Origin of the sequence: Pseudomonas sp. SWRI154, from assembly GCF_014268645.1 — a bacterium.
Classification (GTDB): Bacteria; Pseudomonadota; Gammaproteobacteria; order Pseudomonadales; family Pseudomonadaceae; genus Aquipseudomonas; species Aquipseudomonas marvdashtae.
The window spans coordinates 31,874-54,512 of record NZ_JABWQW010000036.1; the positions used below are offsets into that span (position 1 = coordinate 31,874).

At 60.9% G+C, this 22,639-nt stretch carries 23 protein-coding genes; 10 read left to right on the forward strand and 13 right to left on the reverse strand.

Going from position 1 to position 22,639, the window contains the following annotated elements; translation table 11 throughout:
- The first annotated feature begins 4 nt into the window (after positions 1–4).
- Complete coding sequence (locus tag HU806_RS23905) at positions 5–1,168, forward strand: MFS transporter (protein WP_186615069.1); 1,164 nt, start codon at positions 5–7, stop codon at positions 1,166–1,168.
- Here the strand turns inward: HU806_RS23905 and yiaY are convergent.
- Positions 1,165–2,313 carry an L-threonine dehydrogenase gene (gene yiaY / locus HU806_RS23910; RefSeq protein ID WP_186615071.1) on the reverse strand — a complete coding sequence of 383 codons (1,149 nt, stop codon included), beginning with the start codon at positions 2,311–2,313 and terminating at the stop codon, positions 1,165–1,167. The two genes, HU806_RS23905 and yiaY, sit on opposite strands and share 4 nt — an antisense overlap.
- Before the next feature lie 141 nt (positions 2,314–2,454).
- Here yiaY and HU806_RS23915 point away from each other — a divergent pair, with 141 nt between their 5' ends.
- Positions 2,455–3,474: a DUF4917 family protein gene (locus HU806_RS23915; protein WP_186615073.1), complete on the forward strand. Its 1,020-nt coding sequence runs from the start codon at positions 2,455–2,457 to the stop codon at positions 3,472–3,474.
- A 41-nt stretch (positions 3,475–3,515) separates the two neighbouring features.
- On the opposite strand, the gene HU806_RS23920 is transcribed toward HU806_RS23915, so the two are convergent.
- The 5 genes from HU806_RS23920 to HU806_RS23940 all read right to left on the reverse strand — a co-directional run bounded on the left by HU806_RS23920 (position 3,516) and on the right by HU806_RS23940 (position 7,704).
- Complete coding sequence (locus tag HU806_RS23920; RefSeq protein ID WP_186615074.1) at positions 3,516–4,097, reverse strand: DJ-1/PfpI family protein; 582 nt, start codon at positions 4,095–4,097, stop codon at positions 3,516–3,518.
- Positions 4,098–4,221: 124 nt separating this feature from the next.
- On the reverse strand, positions 4,222–5,439 hold the full coding sequence (locus HU806_RS23925; RefSeq protein ID WP_186615076.1) for a class I SAM-dependent methyltransferase: 1,218 nt from the start codon (positions 5,437–5,439) through the stop codon (positions 4,222–4,224).
- Positions 5,440–5,637: 198 nt separating this feature from the next.
- Positions 5,638–6,255 (reverse strand): TPM domain-containing protein, encoded by a 618-nt coding sequence (locus HU806_RS23930; protein WP_186615078.1) that lies wholly within the window; start codon positions 6,253–6,255, stop codon positions 5,638–5,640.
- 28 nt (positions 6,256–6,283) lie between these two features.
- Positions 6,284–7,012 (reverse strand): TPM domain-containing protein, encoded by a 729-nt coding sequence (locus HU806_RS23935; RefSeq protein ID WP_238350230.1) that lies wholly within the window; start codon positions 7,010–7,012, stop codon positions 6,284–6,286.
- Between the two features lie 83 nt (positions 7,013–7,095).
- Entirely contained in the window at positions 7,096–7,704 is a 609-nt protein-coding gene (locus HU806_RS23940; RefSeq protein ID WP_186615082.1) for a LemA family protein, read from the reverse strand.
- Between the two features lie 261 nt (positions 7,705–7,965).
- Between HU806_RS23940 and bglX the strand changes: the two genes are divergently transcribed.
- Entirely contained in the window at positions 7,966–10,257 is a 2,292-nt protein-coding gene (gene bglX / locus HU806_RS23945) for a beta-glucosidase BglX (RefSeq protein WP_186615084.1), read from the forward strand.
- A gap of 63 nt (positions 10,258–10,320) precedes the next feature.
- Here the strand turns inward: bglX and HU806_RS23950 are convergent, their stop codons facing one another.
- The 5 genes from HU806_RS23950 to HU806_RS23970 all read right to left on the reverse strand — a co-directional run bounded on the left by HU806_RS23950 (position 10,321) and on the right by HU806_RS23970 (position 14,539).
- Positions 10,321–11,478: a phospholipase D-like domain-containing protein gene (locus tag HU806_RS23950; protein ID WP_186615086.1), complete on the reverse strand. Its 1,158-nt coding sequence runs from the start codon at positions 11,476–11,478 to the stop codon at positions 10,321–10,323.
- Between the two features lies 1 nt (position 11,479).
- Entirely contained in the window at positions 11,480–12,070 is a 591-nt protein-coding gene (locus tag HU806_RS23955; RefSeq protein WP_186615088.1) for a YceI family protein, read from the reverse strand.
- Positions 12,071–12,172: 102 nt separating this feature from the next.
- Positions 12,173–12,484, reverse strand: a complete 312-nt coding sequence (locus HU806_RS23960) for an amidase (RefSeq protein ID WP_186615090.1) — start codon at positions 12,482–12,484, stop codon at positions 12,173–12,175.
- Positions 12,481–13,575, reverse strand: coding sequence for a serine hydrolase domain-containing protein (locus HU806_RS23965; protein WP_186615092.1), 1,095 nt, complete (start codon positions 13,573–13,575; stop codon positions 12,481–12,483). Before HU806_RS23965 ends, HU806_RS23960 begins: the two co-directional genes overlap by 4 nt.
- Positions 13,576–13,666: 91 nt before the next feature.
- Complete coding sequence (locus tag HU806_RS23970) at positions 13,667–14,539, reverse strand: acyl-CoA dehydrogenase middle domain-containing protein (RefSeq protein WP_186615094.1); 873 nt, start codon at positions 14,537–14,539, stop codon at positions 13,667–13,669.
- Between the two features lie 155 nt (positions 14,540–14,694).
- Here HU806_RS23970 and olsB point away from each other — a divergent pair, with 155 nt between their 5' ends.
- Positions 14,695–15,450 carry an L-ornithine N(alpha)-acyltransferase gene (gene olsB, locus HU806_RS23975; RefSeq protein WP_186615096.1) on the forward strand — a complete coding sequence of 252 codons (756 nt, stop codon included), beginning with the start codon at positions 14,695–14,697 and terminating at the stop codon, positions 15,448–15,450.
- On the forward strand, positions 15,450–16,241 hold the full coding sequence (locus tag HU806_RS23980) for a lysophospholipid acyltransferase family protein (protein WP_186615098.1): 792 nt from the start codon (positions 15,450–15,452) through the stop codon (positions 16,239–16,241). The genes olsB and HU806_RS23980 overlap by 1 nt, the downstream gene beginning before the upstream one ends.
- Before the next feature lie 5 nt (positions 16,242–16,246).
- Here the strand turns inward: HU806_RS23980 and HU806_RS23985 are convergent, their stop codons facing one another.
- Positions 16,247–16,831, reverse strand: a complete 585-nt coding sequence (locus tag HU806_RS23985; RefSeq protein WP_186615100.1) for an acyl carrier protein phosphodiesterase — start codon at positions 16,829–16,831, stop codon at positions 16,247–16,249.
- Positions 16,832–16,981: 150 nt separating this feature from the next.
- Between HU806_RS23985 and HU806_RS23990 the strand changes: the two genes are divergently transcribed.
- From HU806_RS23990 to HU806_RS24005, 4 genes are all read left to right on the forward strand, one after another.
- On the forward strand, positions 16,982–17,284 hold the full coding sequence (locus HU806_RS23990; protein ID WP_014336977.1) for an ArsR/SmtB family transcription factor: 303 nt from the start codon (positions 16,982–16,984) through the stop codon (positions 17,282–17,284).
- 17 nt (positions 17,285–17,301) lie between these two features.
- Positions 17,302–18,468, forward strand: coding sequence for an MFS transporter (locus tag HU806_RS23995; RefSeq protein WP_186615102.1), 1,167 nt, complete (start codon positions 17,302–17,304; stop codon positions 18,466–18,468).
- A gap of 33 nt (positions 18,469–18,501) precedes the next feature.
- Positions 18,502–19,551 carry an alkene reductase gene (locus HU806_RS24000; RefSeq protein ID WP_186615104.1) on the forward strand — a complete coding sequence of 350 codons (1,050 nt, stop codon included), beginning with the start codon at positions 18,502–18,504 and terminating at the stop codon, positions 19,549–19,551.
- 324 nt (positions 19,552–19,875) lie between these two features.
- Positions 19,876–20,376 (forward strand): hypothetical protein, encoded by a 501-nt coding sequence (locus HU806_RS24005; RefSeq protein WP_186615106.1) that lies wholly within the window; start codon positions 19,876–19,878, stop codon positions 20,374–20,376.
- Between the two features lie 207 nt (positions 20,377–20,583).
- Here HU806_RS24005 and HU806_RS24010 read toward each other — a convergent pair whose 3' ends face one another.
- On the reverse strand, positions 20,584–21,216 hold the full coding sequence (locus HU806_RS24010) for a TetR family transcriptional regulator (RefSeq protein ID WP_186615108.1): 633 nt from the start codon (positions 21,214–21,216) through the stop codon (positions 20,584–20,586).
- 265 nt (positions 21,217–21,481) lie between these two features.
- Here HU806_RS24010 and HU806_RS24015 point away from each other — a divergent pair, with 265 nt between their 5' ends.
- A complete protein-coding gene (locus HU806_RS24015; RefSeq protein WP_186615114.1) occupies positions 21,482–22,639 on the forward strand; it encodes an efflux RND transporter periplasmic adaptor subunit in 1,158 nt (385 codons plus the stop codon).

A 22,639-nucleotide genomic window follows, 5' to 3' on the forward strand; every position in this document is an offset into this window, starting at 1 on the left:
CCTGATGAAGAACCGCACAACCCTGATCGTCACCTGCGCCACCGTCTTCCTGGCACAACTGGGCATGAGCATCTACTTGCCGGCCCTGCCTGATATCGCCCAAGACCTGGGAGCCGACGCGGCGCGGGTGTCGTGGGGTTTGCCGGTGTACCTGATCGGCATGGCGTTGCCGATGCTGTTATGGGGCAGCCTGAGCCAGCGGCTCGGGCGCAAGCCTGTCCTGCTGGCGGCCTTGGCGCTTTACGGCCTGGGCAACCTCGCCTTGCCGTTGGGCACGTCCATAGAGGCGTTCCTGACGCTCAGGTTGATCCAGGGTATCGGCGCCAGCGGCATTTCAGTCATGGCGCGAGTGCTGATACGCGACAGTTTCAGCGGCGATCTGCTGGCCAAGGCCTTGTCCTGGATATCGATCGCCTTCGTGGTGGCCCTTGGCATCGGCCAGTACCTGGGCTCACTGATCCAGGCAGCGTTCGGATGGGAGGCGATCTTCCTGGGATTGGGCGCGGCCAGCCTCGCCATGGCAGCGGCAGTGTCCAGGGCCCGCTTCCCGGTCCTGGCCGAGGCGAGCAACGGGCAATCGGCGTGGTGGGTGTACGGACAGATACTGCGTCATCGTGGATTCCTGTTGCCAGCGCTGGCAGGAGGATTGGGCTATGGCGTGATCATCGCTTTCAACACGGCTGCGCCGCTGATCCTGCAGGAAAGCTTTCACTGGTCAGCGATCGAATACGGTCTGTTGGGTTGGCCGATCAGTGCGGCGTATTTGTTGGGTGCGCTTGCGGTGAATGCGTTTGTATTGCGCACGGGCCAGCGGCGGCTGATGGGCTGGGGCATCGCCCTGGTTTTGGGCGGCAGCGTAACCATGCTGGCAGGCAGTGTTTCAATGAGCAGCATCGCCCTGCTGTTCTGGCTGCCTTACTGCTTCGCGGTGTTCGGCCAGTCATTGAACTACCCCATCAGCCTGTCTTTGGCGAACGAGGGATCGCCAATCGCCGGCGCTTATGCGATGGCGTTGAGCGGTTTCCTTCACCAATTGATGGCCTCCTTGATCGGCGCCATGGCCAGCCTGTTATTGAGTCAACAGGCCTGGCCACTGGCAGTGCTGTGCACGTTGTTGGCGGCGGCGGCGATGCTCTGTACCAGGTTCACGCCACCGCGGACCGCCTAGAATGCGCTGCGGAAAATTTCTTCGATCTGCCGCTGGTCCGCCGCCCGTGGATTGGTAAGCCCGCATGCGTCTTTCATGGCGTTGGCCGCCAGGACTGGCACGTCGTTGAGACGCACGCCCAACTCGCGCAGGCCTGCGGGGATCTCCACGTCCAAGGCCAGGCTGCGGATCGCGGCAATGGCGGCCTGCGCGCCCTCTTCCGGGCTGCAAGCGTGCGCATCGGCCCCCATGGCAACGGCCACGTCGGTCAACCGGGTGGCGCATACCATGGCGTTGAAACTCTGCACATGAGGCAACAGCACCGCATTGCATACGCCGTGAGGCAAGTCGTAGAAACCGCCCAGTTGATGCGCCATGGCATGCACGAAACCCAGGGAGGCGTTGTTGAACGCCATGCCCGCCAGGAACTGCGCGTAGGCCATGTTCTCCCGCGCCGCCAGATCGTTACCGTCGCGCACGGCCAGACGCAGGTTGTTGCTGATAAGGGTAATGGCTTTCAGGGCGCAGGCATCGGTGATCGGCGTGGCGGCGGTCGAGACATAGGCCTCGACCGCATGGGTCAATGCATCCATGCCAGTGGCGGCGGTCAGGCCCTTGGGCATCGCCACCATCAGCGCCGGGTCGTTGACCGACATCAGCGGCGTGACGTTGCGGTCGACAATCGCCATTTTCACATGACGTGTTTCGTCGGTGATGATGCAGAAACGGGTCATTTCGCTGGCGGTGCCCGCCGTGGTGTTGATGGCGATCAGCGGCAGTTGTGGCTTGCTCGAACGGTCGACCCCTTCATAGTCGCGGATCTGGCCGCCATTGGTTGCGCACAGCGCGATTCCCTTGGCGCAATCATGGGGAGAACCACCGCCCAGCGACACGACAAAGTCGCACTGGCTCTCTTTCAGCAAGCCCAACCCCAATTCGACATTAGCGATGCTCGGATTGGGCTTGGCACCGTCGAAAACCACCGAATCGATGTCCTGTAGCGCCAGCAGCTGGGCCACCTTGCTGGCGACCCCGGCCTTCGCCAGTCCCGCATCGGTGACGATCAGGGCCTTGCGAAACCCGTAGTTGCGGATGGCGGCCATCGCTTCGTCGAGGCAACCCAGGCCCATGATGTTCACGGCCGGAATGAAAAAACTGCTGCTCATGGGACACGCTCCTGAAAGAGGCCGGATCGGCAGGGGCGTACAGCATTGACCGACCGCTCACAACGTATCTTGATCTGGCTCAAGACTGGGTCGTGATAAAGTCACGTCCTGCCTTTGCCACGTTTTGAGATGACTTTAGTGATGACCGATTTGCAGGAATACGACGCCCGGCTCGAAGATTGGCAGACGTTGCGCGCCAACACCGCCTTCAGCGGCCTGCTGGTGGGCAATGGCGCCAGCCGCGCCGTGTGGGACGATTTCGGCTATGACTCGTTGTACGAAAACGCCCGCACCGTCGAGGAGAAACCCTTGAGCCCGTCGGAACTCAGCGTGTTCGACGCGATGCAGACGCGCAGTTTCGAACAGGTGCTCGGCGCATTGAAAACCACCAGCCGGGTCAACAAGGCCCTGGCCGTCAGCTCCGCCGCACCGCGTAACCGCTACTACGCGATCAAGGAAGCGCTGATCAACACCGTCCACACCGTGCATATCCCGTGGCGGCTGGTGCAGCCCTCAACCCTGGCGAGCCTCAACCAGGAACTGGGCCGCTACCGCACCGTGTTCACCACCAACTACGATCTGCTGAGCTATTGGGCGATCCAGCATTCGCCCGAAACCGTCACCGACCTGTTCCTCGGTGCGGACCATAGCTTCGACCTGAGCCAGGCCAACTCCGACAAACCTCGGCTGCTGTATCTGCACGGCGGCCTGCACCTGGTGCGTAACCAGGACGGCACGGCGCGCAAGCTCACCTCCACCGAGGGCACACTGCTGGGCAGTTTCGCCATCAACAACACGCTCAAGACTCTCGACGACGTACCGCTGTTCGTCAATGAGGGGCCTAGCCAAGACAAACTCAAGACCATCCGCAGCAGTGATTATCTATCGTTCTGCTACGAACAGCTGCTCCACCATCGCGACAACCTGTGCCTGTTTGGCCATGCCTTGGGCGAACAGGACAGTCATATCACCCATGCCTTGCGCCTTGCAGCGCCGAGGACCGTGGCGATTTCGATCTACCCGCGCAGCCAGGCGTTTATCCAACATCAGAAGCGCCATTACGCCAAAGTATTCGAGGGACTGGACACCGAGTTGCGCTTCTTCGACGCCAAGAGCCATCCGCTGGGCGATCCGAAGTTGACGGTGCCGGTGGAGGTCTAGATTTTTAATCTGGGCTCCCAGCCCTGCACGTGGCGCTGGCCCTACAGGGTAATCGCCGTGCCCAACAGAGTCAGGAAGCCTGCCAGCCAGTTCGGGTGGGCCGGCCACGCCGGTGCCGTGGCAAGGTTGCCCTGGACATGCGCTTCGGTCACCGGAATGTCGACAAACGTCCCACCCGCCAAGCGCACTTCCGGAGCACACGCTGGATACGCACTGCACTCGCGCCCCTCCAGGATGCCCGCGGCCGCCAGCAGTTGCGCACCGTGGCAGACCGCGGCAATCGGCTTGCCCGCGAAGTCGAAATCGCGAACCAGTTGCAGGACCGTTTCATTCAGTCGCAGGTATTCCGGCGCGCGTCCGCCTGGTATCAGCAGCGCGTCGTAGTCGGACGCCTGGACGTTGGCAAAGTCTTGATTGAGGGCGAACAGATGGCCGGGTTTCTCGCTGTAGGTCTGGTCACCTTCAAAGTCATGGATCGCCGTGCGCACGGTCTGCCCTGACGTTTTGCCTGGACACACGGCGTGCACCGTGTGGCCGATCATCTGCAAGGCCTGGAATGGCACCATGACTTCATAATCTTCGACATAATCGCCAACCAGCATGAGGATTTTCTTGGCCGCCATGGAATGGGCTCCTTTGAAATGCGAGAGAAGTGGACGCATTAAAGGTAGCCCGCGGTATCGGCGAGCGAGCGCTGCCCCGTCATTAACTGACGGGCTGCACTTCAAGGAACGGCGCAGTGCCGATTCAGACGAGGTAGCCGTCAGCTCGCAGCAGCGTTTCGAGGCAATGCTCGGTGATGTGATAGAACGCCTTCAGTTCCTGGATCTTGGCCAAAAGCTCGGTAGCGTCTACCGGTTCGGCGCGCTTGACCGCCAGGATCATCTTGTTTTTGTTGGTATGGTCCAGGGAAATGAACTCGAACACCTTGGTCTCGTAGCCACAGGCTTCCAGGAACAGCGCCCGCAGGCTGTCGGTAACCATTTCGGCCTGCTGGCCCAGATGCAGGCCATATTGCAGCATCGGCTTGAGCAGCGCCGGGCTCTGGATTTGCAGGCGGATCTGCTTGTGACAGCACGGCGAGCACATGATGATCGAGGCACCCGAGCGGATGCCCATGTGGATCGCATAGTCGGTGGCAATGTCGCAGGCATGCAGGGCGATCATCACATCCACCGCACGCGGCGCCACGCTGCGCACGTCACCGTGTTGGAAGTCCAGACCTGGGTGCTCGAGCCGCGCGGCAGCTTCGTTGCACAGCGTGACCATGTCCTCGCGCAGCTCCACGCCGGTGACCAGCCCCTCGGCCTGCAAGGTGTTGCGCAGGTAATCGTGGATGGCGAATGTCAGGTAACCCTTGCCCGAGCCGAAATCCGAGACCCGTACCGGTTTGTCGAGCGCCAATGGCGAAGACGTCAGCGCATGGCTGAAGACTTCGATGAACTTGTTGATCTGTTTCCACTTGCGCGACATCGCCGGGATCAGCTCGTGCTTGTGGTTGGTCACGCCCAGGTCGGCCAGGAACGGCCGGCTCAGGTCGAGGAAACGGTTCTTCTCACGGTTGTGCCCGGCAGACGGCACTTCCCGCAGTTGCTGGGGCTTGCTCTTGAACAGCGAGCTCTTGCCCTTCTTGCTGTATTCCAGCTGCGCCTCATCGGTAACCGCCAGCAGATGCGCATTCTTGAACGACGCCGGCAGCAGTGCGGCAACGGTTTGCACACCGTCGGCCAGGGCAAAGTTCTTGGTGATATCGCGGGTCTTGTAGCGACAGACGAAGGACAGGCACGGCTGACCCTTGACCAACAGTTGCTTGATGATCAGCCGCTGCAGATCAGGTTCGTCACCGCAGTACTTGGCCAGCACCAGCTTGATGAACGCGTTCTGTTCAAGGCTGGCTTGCAGCAGCTCGATGAACTGGGCGTGATGATCCGGCGCGGGACGGACTGGCGTGGCGGTGACAGACATGGAAAAGCGGCCTCGGGGCGGGCGAATCGGGAATGGCATTTTAAGCTGCAAGCTGCAAGCTGCAAGCTGCAAGCTGCAAGCTGCAAGCTGCAAGCTGCAAGTCAAACACAGTAGATAGGCTTTGGCTTGAAGCTTGAAGCTTGAAGCTTGAAGCTTGAAGCTTGAAGCTTGAAGCTTGAAGCTTGCAGCTTGAAGCCGCTACGCCAACACCACCAGCCGATTCGGCAACTCATTGCGCGCGTGGGTCACGGGCACATGCGCCTTGAGCAGCTCGCCGCAGGCTTCGATACACGTCACGAAGCCCTCCAAGGTCTGTCCCTGGCGAACCTGCTGGGTAAACGCCGCGACAATGGCATCCCAATGCTGGTTGTCGAGTCGCTTGGAAATGCCTTCGTCCACCAGGATCTCCACATACCGTTCGGCCTCGCAGACGAAGATCAGCATGCCAGCGCCGCCCACCGTGTGATGCAGGTTCCGCTCGAGAAATTGTCGGCGCGCCAGGTTGGAGGCTCGCCAATGGCGTACGGAGCGCGGGATCAAGCGCGTGGTGATGAAGGGAATCCGAAACAGCAGGCACAACACGATGAAGCTGCTCCATTGCACCCACAACAAGCTGTGCATGCTCAGCCATCCCGTCAGGTAATGCAGCACTCCGGGTACCACCAGCGCCAGCAAGCTGGCCCACAGCAGCGGGATGTAGGCGTAATCGTCGGCGCGGGCAGCAAGCACCGTGACCAGTTCGGCATCAGTGTCGCACTCGACCCGGGCGATGGCCTCGGCCACTTTGCGTTGTTCGTGTTCAGTCAGTAATGCCATGGTTAAAAATGCCTGCTCATTATGATTGTCACCAGCCGCCCGACGAACCGCCGCCTCCGAAACTGCCACCGCCACCGCTGAAGCCGCCGCCCCCTGCGCCACCGAAACCGCCACCGCTGCTTCGGGAACCGCCGCCGGAGCCGCCGCCGCTCGGCAGGATACCGAGTACCTGGCAAACGAATATGGTCAGGATGAACAGCATCGCCAGAAAGATGAACAGCCCCGGATGGCGCTCGATGAAGTCGCCCTCACCCTGCCCGTCCGCGCTGTATACCGGGGCCGGCTCGTCCAGCGGGCTGCCGCCCAAGACCACGAGCATCGCCGCGACGCCGTCACTGATGCCCTTGTTGAAGTTGCCGGTCTTGAACGCCGGGGTGATCACCTGGTTGATGATTACCGAGCTCTGGGCATCGGTCAGCCGATCCTCCAGGCCGTAGCCCACTTCGATCCGAAGTTTACGGTCATCGCGCGCCACGATCAGCAGCGCGCCGTTGTTTTTGTCTTTCTGCCCGATGCCCCAATGGCGGCCCAATTGATAACCGAAATCTTCAATAGTCGCGCCTTGCAGATCCGGCAGGGTAACCACCACCAGCTGTTCGCCAGAGGCCTGCTCATGGGCCTTGAGCTGCGCATCGAGTTGCGTACGAACCGACGGTTCGAGCATCTGGGCGCTGTCTACCACCCGCCCGGTCAGCGCCGGGAATTTCAGATCGGCCTGGGCCGTGACTGCAAATACCCAGAGCAACAGCGCAAACAAGCATTGAGCTGCAAGCCTCAAGCCGCAAGCAGTACGCGTTGCCTGAGCTTGAAGCTTGCAGCTTGGAACTTGAAGCTGCTCCATCAAAACTTCACCTCAGGCGCTTTTTCAGCGTTCGGGCTGGTGGCCTCGAAGGTCTCGCGAACCGGCAAGTCGCTGTACATCACGCTGTGCCACAGGCGACCAGGGAACGTGCGGATTTCGGTGTTGTATTTCTGCACCGCCAGGATGAAGTCGCGGCGCGCCACGGCGATACGGTTCTCGGTGCCTTCGAGTTGCGATTGCAACGCCAGGAAATTCTGGTTGGCCTTAAGGTCCGGGTAGCGCTCGACCACCACCATCAAGCGGCTCAATGCCCCGCTCAACTGGTCCTGGGCCTGTTGGAACTGCTTGAGTTTTTCCGGATTGTCCAAGGTGCTGGCATCGACCTGGATCGACGTGGCCTTGGCACGCGCTTCAACCACAGCGGTCAGGGTCTCCTGCTCATGCTGGGCGTAGCCCTTGACGGTCGCCACCAGATTGGGGATCAGGTCGGCGCGGCGCTGATACTGGTTCTGCACCTGGCCCCAGGCCGCCTTCGCCTGCTCATCCAGCGTCGGGATATTATTGATGCCGCAACCGGCCAGTAGCGTGGTGAACAGCATCAGGGCCAGCATCTGCAGCGCGCTGCGGTGATTCAGTCGTGGATTCATCAGGTGAAGCTCTCCCTTGCATTGCATTAAAAAAACACCGCCACCTATCTTACCGGCGTCTGGGGCATAATCGCCGCCGCACTGGATCGAATCAGGTGTATGGGCTAAAAGATGCGCGGTGCGAAACTAAGTTCATCGGCACAGGTTCGAAAGTGTGCTGCATTTAGCTCGATAACACCCGAACAACAATAGCCGCTCCTCACATTTAGGCTGACCGGCGTGTACTGATCACCGCCCTTTAGGCTTGCGAGAAAACTATTCATGAAGAAGCTGTGTTTGCTGGGCCTGTTTGTCACCCTGGCCAGTCAATCCGTATTAGCCGACAACGTGCCAGCCCCCATAGAGAACAAGGACGCTTTCATCAGCAACTTGATGAAGCAAATGACCCTTGAGGAAAAGATCGGCCAACTGCGCCTGATCAGCATCGGCCCGGAAATGCCCCGGGAGATGATCCGCAAGGAAATCGCCGCCGGCAACATTGGCGGCACGTTCAATTCCATCACCCGTGACGAGAACCGTCCGATGCAGGACGCGGCCATGCGCAGCCGGTTGAAGATCCCGATGTTCTTCGCCTATGACGTGATCCACGGCCATCGCACTATTTTCCCGATTCCCCTGGCCCTGGCCTCGAGCTGGGACATGGACGCCATCTACCGCTCCGGTCGTGTCGCGGCCAAGGAAGCGGCGGCTGACAGCCTGGACATTACCTTTGCGCCCATGGTCGATATTTCTCGCGACCCGCGTTGGGGCCGGACCTCCGAAGGCTTTGGCGAGGACACGTACCTGGTATCGCGCATTGCCGCGGTGATGGTCAAGGCGTTCCAGGGCAGCGGCGCCAACGCCGCCGACAGCATCATGGCCAGCGTCAAGCACTTCGCCCTGTATGGCGCGGTGGAAGGCGGCCGGGACTACAACACCGTGGACATGAGCCCGGTGAAAATGTACCAGGACTACCTGCCGCCCTATCGCGCCGCCATCGATGCTGGCGCGGGCGGGGTAATGGTCGCGCTGAACTCGATCAATGGCGTGCCGGCCACCGCTAACACTTGGCTGATGAATGACTTGTTGCGCAAGGAATGGGGCTTCAAGGGCCTGGCAGTCAGCGACCACGGTGCGATTTTCGAGTTGATCAAGCATGGCGTCGCCCGGGACGGCCGCGAAGCGGCAAAACTGGCGATCAAGGCCGGCATCGACATGAGCATGAACGATTCGCTCTACGGCAAGGAGCTGCCAGGGCTGCTCAAGGCCGGCGAAATCGAGCAGAGCGACATCGACAACGCGGTACGCGAAGTCCTCGCCGCCAAGTACGATATGGGCCTGTTCAAGGACCCGTACCTGCGCATCGGCAAGGCAGAGGATGACCCGGCCGATGTCTACGCCGACAGCCGCATGCACCGCGCCGATGCCCGTGACGTGGCGCGCCGCAGCCTGGTCCTGCTGGAAAACCGCAACCAGACCCTGCCGCTGAAGAAAACCGCGAAGATCGCCCTGGTCGGTCCGCTGGCCAAGGCGCCAATCGACATGATGGGCAGTTGGGCCGCCGCCGGTCGCCCGGCGCTGTCGGTTACCGTGTACGACGGCATGGCTCGCGCGCTAGGCGGTGAGTCGAAGCTGATCTATGCCCGTGGCGCCAATATCACCGGCGACAAAAAGGTGCTCGACTACCTCAACTTCCTCAATTTCGACGCCCCGGAAGTGGTGGATGACCCGCGCCCGGCCCAGGTGCTGATCGATGAAGCGGTGAAAGCCGCCAAGGAAGCGGACGTGGTCGTGGCCGCCGTGGGCGAGTCCCGTGGCATGTCCCATGAATCGTCGAGCCGCACCGAACTGAACATCCCGGCCAGCCAGCGCGAGCTGATCAAGGCGCTGAAAGCCACCGGCAAACCGCTGGTATTGGTGCTGATGAATGGCCGTCCGCTGTCGTTGCTCGAAGAAAAGCAACAAGCCGATGCGATCCTGGAGACCTGGTTCAGCGGTACCGAGGGCGGTAACGCCATCGCGGACGTGCTGTTCGGCGACTACAACCCGTCGGGCAAGCTGCCGATCACCTTCCCGCGCTCGGTCGGGCAGATTCCGACCTATTACAACCACCTCAGCATTGGCCGGCCGTTCACGCCGGGCAAGCCGGGCAACTACACGTCGCAGTACTTCGATGACACCACTGGCCCGCTCTATCCGTTTGGCTACGGCTTGAGCTACACCACGTTCAGCCTGTCGGACATGGCATTGTCGTCCACCACGCTGAACAAGACCGGCAAGCTCGATGCCAGCATCACCCTGGAAAACACCGGCGAACGTGACGGTGAAACCGTGGTGCAGTTGTACCTCCAGGACGTAACCGGCTCGATCATTCGTCCGGTGAAAGAGCTCAAGAACTTCCGCAAGGTCATGCTCAAGGCCGGCGAAAAGAAGGTCATCCACTTCACCATCACCGAAGACGACCTGAAGTTCTTCAATGCCCAGCTCAAGTATGCCGCCGAGCCGGGCAAGTTCAACGTGCAGATCGGCCTGGACTCCCAGGACGTGAAGCAGCAGAGTTTTGAGTTGCTCTGACTCATCCATGCCGCTGACCCTGGGGAGCGAGCCCGCTCGCGCCCCAGGTTTATCGACGAACGCCTAACCCCGCCGATCCAGCAGATTCACCACCACCCGATCCACCAGTCCCCACAGTCGCTGCTTGAAGCGCTTCCACAATGGCCGACGCTGCCAGGCGTCGAGGCTCACTTGCAGGCTCTGTTCGAAGTCCCGTTCAAAACTGGCCGCCACGGCCTTGCTGAGTCCGCAATCCAGCGCCTCCAGATTGGCTTCCAGATTGAAGCGCAGGTTCCAATGGTCAAAGTTGCACGAGCCGATGCTGACCCAATCGTCCACCAGCACCATCTTCAGATGCAGGAAGCACGGCTGGTATTCGTAGATCTTCACGCCAGCCCTGAGCAGGCGCGGGTAATAACGATGTCCGGCGTAACGCACGGACGGGTGATCGGTGCGCGGGCCAGTCAACAGCAGGCGCACATCGATGCCCCGGGCGGCAGCCTTGCGCAACGAGCGGCGCACGTTCCACGTCGGGAGGAAATACGGCGTGGCCATCCAGATGCGTTTCTGGCCGCTGTTCAGCGCCCGGGAAAGTGATTGCAGGATGTCACGGTGTTGGCGGGCGTCGGCGTAGGCTACCCGGCCCATGCCCTCACCCATCGGCGGAACGCGGGGCAGACGCGGCAAGCCGAAATTGGAAGCGGGCTTCCAGGCTCGGCGATGACGGTTGGCGAGCCATTGGCGATCGAACAGCAACTGCCAGTCGAGCACCAGCGGACCAACGATCTCCACCATCACCTCGTGCCAGTCGCTGCGATCATCCAGGGGATTCCAGAATTCATCGGTCACCCCGGTGCCGCCGACCACCGCCAGGCGCTGATCGACCAAGAGCAACTTGCGATGATCCCGGTAAAGGTTGCGCACCCAGCGACGCCAGCTGAGGCGATTGTAGAAACGCAGCTCGACCCCGGCCTCGACCAAGCGATTGCGCAAGCTCAGGGTAAACGCCAGGCTGCCGTAGTCATCGAACAGGCAACGCACGCGAACGCCACGTTGGGCGGCCTGGACAAGGGCTTGGACCATCGCCTCGGCACAAGCACCCGCCTCCACCAGATACAATTCCAGCTCGACTTGCTCTTGGGCACGGGCGATTTCCACCAGCATGCGTGGGAAGAACTGAGGACCGTCGATCAACAGCTCGAAACGGTTGCCTTCGCGCCAGGGAAATACCGGGCCGCTCACGTCAGCGCGCCGTAAAAATCAGCACCGCGTTTACCGGCACCGAGAGGCTGATGGCCGACAACCCGGCCAGTCCGCGAAGCTTTTCCAGACCCGGCGCCAGGCCGAAATCCGCCGCATTGAGCACGAGCGGCTCCAGGGTCACGACCTGGAAACGGCGTTCGTCCAGACGCGTCGCCAGCAATTCGACGGTGTATTCATGCTGCTTGCCATGCAAGTCCACCGTCACCGGCAGGCGCAGTTCCAGCTGCGCACCGTTGGCCAGGTCCTGGATCGGCATCAGGTCAAGCTGCGCGGTGACTGTGGCTTCGGCAAATTGCTTGACCTCGAAAAGATCGGCGCGCATGCGCTCGTCCCGCAGCGGGATGCCGCTGTTGATCGACTCCAGCTCCACTTCCAACCGCGCCAGGCCCTTGGGCTGGACTTGGCCGTGAAGCACGAGAAACCGCTGGACCTCGGAGACGTTGCCGTTCTTGCTGCTGATAAACGAAAGCCGCGACGACTCACCGTCCAGGTACCAATTGGCCTGGGCCGGCAGTGCGGCGCCAGCCAGCAGCAAAGTAGTGACGACATGAGGAAAAAAACGCTTGAACATACAGACTCGGAGGGCAAAGAAACCTGTGGCGAACCTTAACCGGGCCGAGGGCGCTTGCAAACTGTCTGTTTCGACAACTGCCTTGCCCCCCCACGAAAGCAGTCAGGGTTCCAACCGACACCCCTGCCGCTCGCCTATCCACCGTGCACTGTTGCTGCGCCCCAACCCGCTGACGGTGACGCGCCTGGCTTCAGGCGTATCGAGAAAATCTCCGATAGGCACCGACTGCTTCACATACCCCCGGCAATACTCAGCCGGTTGCTGCATTACATAGCGGCACGAGCAATATTCCTTGGCGGTATAGGCGCTGATGATGTCGGGAAAGGCCCGCAACGCGACCCGCTCCAGCCACAGCCAGCCGAACAGGGCGATGAGCAGCACCGACAGCAAGGTCAGCAATACGCTGCGCCTCATGGTTGCACCGTCCCGGCGAACGCCGCCACGGCGCGCTTGAGCAGTTCGTTATGGCGATAGCTGCCGTCGCGGTCATCGCCGTAGCGCACGATCACCAATCGGGCGCTGGGGATGATGTACAGCGCCTGGCCCCAATGGCCCAGCGCAGCGAAGGTATCCGGCGGCGCATCGGGCCAGGGGTGGATCGTCGGATCGACAGCGCGGTTGAGCCACCAATGTCCGCCCGGCACGGCTTCGTCCTGGCCGGCCTGAAAGTGGGTGAAAGGCTCACGGTTGAACGCGATCCAATCCTTGGGAATCAGTTGCCGCCCGCCCCAGCGGCCTTCGCGTTGCATCAACAACCCGACCCGCGCCAGGTCGCGTGCGGTGAGATAGGCATAGGACGAACCAACGAACGTGCCGCTGGGGTCGGTTTCCCACGTCGCGTGACGAATGCCCAGCGGCTCGAACAAGGCCGTCCACGGATAATCGACATATCGCGTCGGACCGACGATGTTTTTCAGCGCCGCCGCCAGCAGGTTGCTGTCGCCGCTGGAGTAACGGAACGCTTGCCCAGGCGGGCTGAAGCTGTCGTGCCCGGCGGTAAATGCCGCCATGTCCTGGCGTCCACGGGTGTAGAGCATCGCCACCACCGAAGAATTGAGTGGCGCGTATTCGTAGTCTTCTTGCCAGTCCAGGCCAGATGCCCAATGGAACAGGTCGGCCAGGGTCATGCGCGCCAGCCGGTTCAATGGCGGATAGTAGTTGGCTGCCGGATCCTCCAAGGCAAACAGCTTTTCGCCATAGGCGACGCCGTACACCGTCGCCAGCAGGCTTTTGCTGATCGACCAGGTCAGGTGCGGAGTGTCCGCGCGAGTGCCCCCTGTATAGCGTTCGTAGACCAGCCGACCGTCGTGGATCACCAGCAGCGCATCGGTGCGGATGCCTTGGCGGGTCGCATCGTCCCGAGGCGCGAAGGCGTAGCGCTCCAAGGCTTCGATGGCCGGCCCGGTGGGCATCAGAGCGGTCGGCCACTGCTCGCCGGGCCAGTCTTCGGCGTGGGCATTCAGGTTGAGCAGCAGCAATGGAATCAGCAGCCAGCCTTTAGACATGCTTGGGCGCTCGCGGGGGTGAACCTGCAAAGCCTAATCAGACTCGATGACAGTTTGGATATTCCCAGCAGCAGATTTATCGCTCGGCTGTCTATCCCAGCGCCTTGGCCAGCCGCTTGGCCCGGGCCCCAGCTGCAATCGCCATCAACCCTTTGTCCCGCGCCCACATCTCGCGCCACGTCGCAGGCCCGGCGACCAGGGCATCGTTGAGTTCGCTGTCGAGCCCTTCGAACTGGGCGAACAACCCGCCGAGCAGCACGTGCCCGGCGGCGCTGGACGGGTTATGGCGGCTCACCTCGGCGCAACCGGCCAATAACGCCAACAGACGCAGTTGCAAGGCCTGGGGCCAGGCGCATTCCTGGCCCACGCCATACAGCCACGCGGTCATTGCGCTGAGCACATAAAGGTCTTCCAGGGTCCGGAAGGGTTTGACGTAGGCGTCCCAGCCGTCTCCCGCCAGCAACTCGCATAACGCGCCGTCGAGCAAAACCCGGCCGTGACTGATGTCCGGCATCAAGGCAATGGCGGGGAGCTTTTCCAGCGTCACGCCGGGCTCGCCGGGATAAACCACCGCCAGGCTCAACCGAGGCGCTTCGCCGGGCGCCTCGCTTCGCGCCGCGATCAATAACCATTCGGCGGCGTCGCCAGCGGTGACGAAATCCTTGCGTCCATTCAAGCGCAAGTCGACGAGACGGGTCTGCATGTCCGCCGGACGCAGGCTGCGCCGCTCGGTGGCGCACAAAGCGCCGAGGCTGTGCGGAGCGCTCGGCCAGAGCACCCGCAGCGCCGCTTGATAGCCCACCAGGAAGGCCAGCCCCGGCGTGGCCATCGATCGTGCGCCGGCCACGGCCAACTCGAACGGCGTGACAGGCCCCAGGCGCTGCAGCAAGGTCGAATAACCATCCGCCAGGTCGGGAAAAGCAGCCAGCCGCTCGCCGCGTTCGATCAGGGTTTGCCAGGGCATAAGGGCCTCCTTGGAGGGCTGTCATATAAGCATCACCAAAGCTTCATGGCGATGACACCGGGGCTACATAGCCTGACTTTGCACAACATGGCTGCATAAAGAAAGTCGATTGGCTGCCACCCAAGACGGGTCCACAGCCCGCACGGAGATTCGCTATGACTCAGATCGCCCGCATCAGCGACACCGGCAATGAACGCCGCCTGCAAGCCGAACGCCTGATTGGCGCCGACGCCTTGCAAGAAGCCCAGGCCCTGCGCTTCAACGTCTTCAGCGGCGAATTCAACGCCAAGCTCAAGGGCGCGGAGATGGGTCTGGACATGGATGACTATGATGTTCACTGCGCCCACATCGGCGTACGCGACTTGAACACCGGCCGCCTCGTGGCGACTACCCGCTTGCTCGATCACCAGGCCGCCAGCAGCCTGGGCCGGTTCTACAGCGAAGAAGAGTTCAGCCTCCACGGGCTGGTCTCGCTCAAGGGCCCGATCCTGGAAATCGGCCGCACCTGCGTCGACCCGGCCTACCGCAACGGCGGCACCATCGCGGTGCTCTGGGGTGAATTGGCCGAAGTTCTCAACGAAGGCGGCTACAGCTATTTGATGGGTTGCGCGAGCATTCCAATGCAGGACGGCGGCGTCCAGGCCCAGGCGATCATGCAGCGCCTGCGCGAACGTTACCTGTGCACCGAACACCTGCAAGCGGTACCGAAAAAACCCTTGCCGACCCTGGACGTGCCGTCCAACGTCATCGCCGAGATGCCGCCATTGCTCAAGGCTTATATGCGCCTGGGCGCGAAAATCTGCGGCGAGCCGTGCTGGGACGAGGACTTCCAAGTGGCGGACGTGTTCATCCTGCTCAAGCGCGACGAACTCTGCCCGCGCTATGCCCGTCACTTCAAGGCGGCGGTCTGATGAGCCGGCTGCGGATCTACGCGCGAATCGCGCGAGTGTTATTGGTGGTCGCCCTGGGCCTGGCAATGGCCAGCGTGTTCGGCTTGCTGGAACGCCTGGGGCTCGCTCATTCGATGGTGCGCCGCCAGCGCTGGTCGCGGTTTTTCATGGCGCGACTGAGCAATGCCCTGCCTTTTCGCGTGACCGTTCACGGGCAACTGCCGAAACAGCCGATGCTTTGGGTCAGCAACCATGTGTCATGGACCGACATCCCACTGCTGGGCATGCTCGCTCCGCTATCGTTTTTGTCCAAGGCTGAAGTGCGCACCTGGCCGGTGGCCGGATGGCTGGCCGCCAAGGCTGGCAGCCTGTTCATCCGTCGTGGTTCCGGCGACAGCCAGTTGATCCGCAAGCAGATGAGCCGACACCTGGAACAAGCCCATCCGCTGTTGATGTTCCCGGAAGGCACCACCACTGACGGCCGGACCCTGCGCACCTTTCATGGTCGCCTGTTGTCGGCAGCCATCGACGCCGACGTCGCCTTGCAACCGGTGGCGATCCGTTACCTGCGCGATGGCGAAATCGACTTACTGGCACCGTTCGTGGGCGATGACGATCTGCTATCGCACCTGATGCGGCTGTTTGCCAACGATCGTGGCGACGTAGAAATCCATTTGCTCGAACCTATCGCCTGCCACGGCCAGGAACGCGCAGCGCTGGCATTCCAGGCGCAGCAGGCGGTACACAAAGCATTGTTTGGCGCGATACCCGAGAAGCAACACGTGCCGATGCGGCCTGCAATTGCGGCCTGATCCCTTCAGTCTTGCGCTGCCGAGTGGTTCTGCACGAAATCCTGGAGCTGCGGGTAGAACAACCGGAAGTCCTCGCTTAACGGCTCATAAAGCCTGACCAACTCATCCATCGCCCCGGCCAGCTCTTCGGGCCGGGACAGGCGTCGAGAGATGCCGCGCAACACCTGTCCCAGCACCTGAAATTGCTGATAAGACCCCAACCAGTCATCCGCCGCCATGTACGGCGCGATCTGCGCCAAGCGTCCAGGCAGTTGTGGTTCGGCGGCGAGGACCTGATAGACCCGGGAAGTGAAGTCGACCAACTGCCCTTCGCCGTACAGCGTCCAATCCCGCGCCAGGCAATGATCGAAAAACACATCCAGCACGATCCCGGCATAACGCCGCCGCACCGTGGAGAAGCGCGACAAGGCGATGTCCACCAACGGATGGCGATCGGTGTACATATCGATGCGTCGATGCAGGGCAATCGCCGCTTCGATCTGCGCAGGGTATTGCCCTTGCAGCGGCCCTTTGACGAAATCGCCATAGAGGCTGCCGAGCAGTTGTTCCCGGCCAGGGCCGCCGAGGTGCAGGTGTGCGAGATAGTTCATGGCGGGCAGCTTAGCATCGCTGCGTCTGTATCGTTATAACCCGATATAGCGATTTGTTCGGCATTCAGATCAAATACATATTGGTATATCGCGAAGTAACGATTTAAGGTTCGCCCCATCGCGATATAGCGTTATTCAAATGAGCAGCCCATGACCCTCGACCTCGACGAAATAATAAAAGCCCTGGCGCACCCAGTACGGCGAGACATCCTCAACTGGCTCAAGGACCCCAAGGTCCAGTTCCCCGAACAGTTGCACAACCACGAGTTCGGCATTTGTGCCGGGCAGATCGACCAGCGTTGCGGCCTGTCGCAATCAACGGTGTCTGCGCACTTGGCGGTATTGCAACGGGCGGGGCTGATTACCAGCCAGAAAGTTGGTCAATGGCACTTCTTCAAACGCAACGAGGACGTTATCCAGCAGTTCCTCAAGCAAATGAGCCAAGAGCTCTGACCTGACAAGGATTCCACATGCCCCTTTCACTCATCATCCTGGCGCTGAGCGCCTTCGCCATCGGCACGACGGAATTCGTCATCATGGGCCTGTTGCCCGATGTAGCGGCGGACCTGGGCGTCTCGATTCCCGGCGCCGGCTGGCTGGTGACTGGCTACGCCCTCGGCGTGGCCATCGGAGCGCCGTTCATGGCCCTGGCCACTGCGCGACTGCCGCGCAAGGCCGCGCTGGTAGTGTTGATGGGGATATTCATCGTCGGCAATCTGCTTTGCGCCATTGCCAGTGACTACAACGTGTTGATGTTCGCCCGGGTCGTTACTGCTCTGTGCCACGGTGCGTTCTTCGGCATCGGTTCGGTGGTGGCGGCCGGGCTGGTAGCGCCTAACAAGCGTGCTTCGGCGGTGGCCCTGATGTTTACCGGCCTGACCCTGGCCAACGTGCTCGGCGTACCGTTGGGCACCGCCCTGGGCCAGGAAGCCGGTTGGCGCTCGACCTTCTGGGCAGTGACCGTCATTGGCATCCTGGCACTGATCGGCCTGATCCGCTTCCTGCCGGCCAAGCGCGACGAGGAAAAACTCGACATGCGTTCGGAACTCGTCGCGCTCAAAGGCGCCGGCTTGTGGTTGTCCCTGGGCATGACCGCGCTGTTCTCAGCCTCGGTGTTCACCCTGTTCACCTATGTCGCGCCGCTGCTGGGTGAAGTGACCGGAGTATCGCCCCGTGGTGTGACCTGGACCCTGGTGTTGATCGGCCTGGGTCTGACCTTGGGCAACATCATTGGCGGCAAGCTGGCGGACAAGAGCCTGGTCAACACATTGATGGGCGTTTTCATCGCCATGGCGGTGGTCTCAACGGTACTGAGCTGGACCAGCGTGGCGCTGATCCCGACTGAAATCACCCTGTTCCTTTGGGCCACGGCGTGCTTCGCCGCGGTGCCGGCACTGCAAGTCAACGTGGTGACCTTCGGCAAAGATGCACCGAACCTGGTTTCCACCTTGAACATCGGCGCCTTCAACATCGGCAACGCCTTGGGCGCCTGGGTCGGCGGCAGCGTCATCGCCCATGGCCTGGGCCTGACCGCCGTGCCCCTGGCCGCTGGCGCGCTCGCCGTGCTGGCGCTGCTGGTGACCCTGATCACTTTCCGCCAAGGCGGCAATGCCGACCTGGCGCCTGCTACCCACTGACTGTTTACCCATTCATCTATGAGGTTTTGATTCATGGCGACTATTTTCGACCCTATCAAACTCGGCGACATCGAGCTGAAGAACCGCATCATCATGGCTCCGCTGACTCGCTGCCGCGCTGACGCGGGCCGTGTGCCCAACGCGCTGATGGCCGAGTATTACGTGCAACGCGCCTCCGCCGGGTTGATTCTCAGCGAAGCCACTTCGGTGACGCCGATGGGCGTGGGCTACCCGGACACCCCGGGTATCTGGTCCAACGACCAGGTGCGTGGCTGGAGCAACATCACCAAGGCGGTCCACGGCGCGGGCGGCAAAATCTTCCTGCAACTGTGGCACGTGGGGCGGATCTCCCACCCGTCGTACCTGAACGGCGAACTGCCGGTAGCGCCTAGCGCGATCCAACCCAAGGGCCATGTGAGCCTGGTCCGTCCCCTGGCCGACTACCCAACGCCGCGCGCACTGGAAACCGCTGAAATCGCCGACATCGTCGACGCCTACCGAGTGGGTGCCGAGAACGCCAAGGCCGCCGGTTTCGACGGTGTGGAAATCCACGGCGCCAACGGCTATCTGCTCGACCAGTTCCTGCAAAGCAGCACCAACCAGCGCACCGACAGCTACGGCGGTTCCCTGGAAAACCGTGCGCGCCTGCTGCTGGAAGTGACCGACGCCGCCATCGAAATCTGGGGCGCGGGCCGGGTTGGCGTGCACTTGGCACCGCGTGCCGACTCCCATGACATGGGCGACGAGAACCGCCTGGAAACCTTCAGCTACGTGGCTCGTGAATTGGGCAAGCGTGGCATCGCCTTCATCTGCTCCAGGGAAAAAGAAGGCGAAGACAGCATCGGCCCACAACTCAAGCAAGCATTCGGCGGCCCTTACATCGCCAACGAACGCTTTACCAAAGAGAGCGCCAATGCCTGGCTGGCCGAAGGCAAGGCCGACGCCGTAGCCTTCGGTGTGCCGTTCATTGCCAACCCCGACCTGCCGGCGCGCTTGAAAGCTGATGCCCCGTTGAACGAGGCGCACCCGGAAACGTTCTATGGGAAAGGCCCGGTGGGTTATATCGATTATCCAGTGATGTAATTCGAACACAGCAGCCGTGTAAAAAGCCCCGACTCGAAAGAGCCGGGGCTTTTTACATTAGAGAACTTAAGTTCCAATAAAATCTTCTTCAGTCGAAATATCAGATAACAACACACCACCGACTCAGCGTGGATTAATACATCCAACAACGCTAATAATAATGCTCAAACACCGTCCCACCTACCGAATGGACTCAATCACCACACACAGTTACAACTAACAGTTTCAAACCTTAACCAAACCTAATTGCATCAGTCATGCACGGTTTATCTATGCAGGCTTTAGCGCCCCGAGACACTTCTGAGACACTTGACAATGAACGTTATGAAAAACCTGATTCTCGCCTTGTTACTGGGCCCCGTGGCAGCCGCAGTCAGCCTGGCCGACACAAACATCATCGTGAAGATCGCAAACCATACTTCCAAGGATTTGGAAATGAGCAATCTTTCAGGTGAGTTCTCCATAAATCCAGACTTCTCTGACATTCCCGCCAAAAAAAACCTGGAACTTCATTTCAAACACGACAGGAAGTTCACCTACCCGCTGGCTGGCTGGCAACCTAAACTTAGGGAAATCAAACCCATTGAATTGGTGCTGACCTATCAAATGACTCACTTTAACTTCGGTTGCCAAATGCAAACGCTGTTCGAAGCCCCGGTTGTTTTTGGCATCCTGACACCCAGCTACAAGCCAAACTGGCAAAGCAGAACCGCATATACCGGGAATGGCGAATACACGTGTCGGTCAGAAATTACCCAGAAAATGCTGGAGCCCCCCTTCAGCTATACCATCCACCTGGTGATCGATGAAAACAACCCGACCTGATCCAACTTCTGCGAGGCTGACGACCAAGGCACGCGCCTGAGCAGGAAGCGACTTAACGAACGCGCAACAATTTTCCTACAAAATTGCCGGATCGCCGTCTATCAACGGAGCGGCGGCGGCTATATAAAGTACCCCGCAGGGATCAGGCCCAGCGGGGTACGTTAGGATCGGCTATTGACACAAACCGATTCAATTACGCATTTTGTTTCATTTGCGCAGGCTAGGGCTCAGGTGCAGCATGTCCAGCCCGACCTCCACCCAGCGCTCGGCCTCACCGGCCAGGGCGAAGCTGTCGGGAGCCAGCAGCCATTGGTAAAGAATGCCGTCGATATAGGCATGTATGGCGACTGCTGCCCTTTCGGGGTCCAGATCATCCGGCAACTGGCCGCGTTTCATCGCGTTGCGCAACGACAGCGCGATACGCACGTTGCAATCAAGGCTGACCTGACGCCGCTGCTGGCGCAAGTCGCACATTTCATCGGTGAACTCACACTTATGGAACAGGATCTCATTGATGCGTCGGGTTTTCGGGTCCAGGGCCACCTGCTGGAACAACCGCACCAGCAGCTTGCGCACGCACCCCAGAGGGTCAAGCTCCTCCTCATTTTCACTGGCGCGCGCCAATTCATCGAGCGGCTCATGCAAGGTATCGAGCATGGCCTGGAGCAAGTCCGCCTTGTTGCTGAAATGCCAGTAGATCGCGCCGCGCGTCACACCGGCGAGCGTGGCAATATCGGCCAGGGTCGTACGCGCCACGCCTCGTTCGAAAAACGCTTTTTCAGCCGCCTCGAGTATCTGGCTGCGAGTCTCCAGGGCCTCCTCTTTGGTACGACGAACCATGGCAGTAAACACCTCGATCAGGATGCGTAAGCTATGCGTAAGGATCAGCAGGACATTCTATGAGGCAGCGTCTGTCAGAGCGCGTCCCCGGTCCGCATCAGCCTTTGTCAGGCTTTTGTAAATTCGGATGGTACGCAATTTGGCTGTTTACAAACAACCGTGTACGTAAGTATATTTCTTAGCATCCTACTAATTGCGTATCTCGCTCTTTTTTCATCTTTCACTTTCGAGCGCGCCCGTTACGCGCCTGGACCCGAGGATTTCCATGCAATTTAAGCCAGCTGTTACCGCTCTGGTTACTGCCATCGCCCTGGCATCGCTGCTCAGCGGATGTAAAAAGGAAGAGGCGGCACCTGCCGCACCGCCCCCTCAGGTCGGCGTTGTAACCCTCAAGACCCAACCCTTTACCTTGACCTCGGAACTGCCGGGCCGCACCAGCGCGTTCCGCGTGGCGGAAGTACGGCCACAGGTCAACGGGATCATTCTCAAGCGCCTGTTCAAGGAAGGCGCCGACGTCAAGGCCGGCCAACAGCTGTACCAGATCGACCCAGCCGTCTATGAAGCCACCCTCAAGAGCGCCGAGGCGAACCTGCGTTCCACCAAGTCGATTTCCGACCGCTACAAGCAATTAGTGGACGAACAGGCCGTCAGCCGCCAGGAATATGACACCGCCGTGGCCAATCGCCTGGAGTCGGAAGCCAACCTGCAGACGGCCCAGATCAACGTGCGCTACACCAAGGTCTATGCGCCGATTTCCGGTCGTATCGGTCGTTCCTCGGTCACCGAGGGTGCGCTGGTCAGTAACGGCCAAGCCGATGCGCTGGCGACTATTCAGCAGTTGGACCCAATCTACGTCGACGTAACGCAGAGCTCCGTCGAGCTGTTGCAACTGCGCCGTGAACTCGAAAGCGGCCGCCTGCAAAAGGCTGGCGAGAACGCCGCCATGGTCAAGCTGACCCTGGAAGACGGCAGCCAGTACCCGCACGAGGGCAAGCTGGAATTTTCCGAGGTATCGGTTGACCAGACCACCGGTTCGGTGACCTTGCGCGCCGTGTTCCCAAACCCTGACCACACGCTGCTGCCAGGCATGTTCGTTCATGCGCAACTGCAGGCCGGCGTGAACAGCGCGGCGATCCTCGCGCCGCAGCAAGGCGTGACCCGCGACCTCAAGGGCATGCCGACCGCATTGGTCGTGGGTGCGGACAACAAGGTCGAGCTGCGCCAGCTCAAGGCCAGCCGTACCGTTGGCAGTCAGTGGCTGATCGAAGACGGCCTCAAGGCCGGCGATCGCTTGATTACCGAAGGATTGCAGTACGTACGGCCAGGGGTGGAAGTCAAAGCCACCGAAGCCACCAACGTTGGCGCAAAGAACCCGGCCCCCGCTCAGGCAGCTGACAAAGCCGCCGGCGGCAAAGGGGAGTAA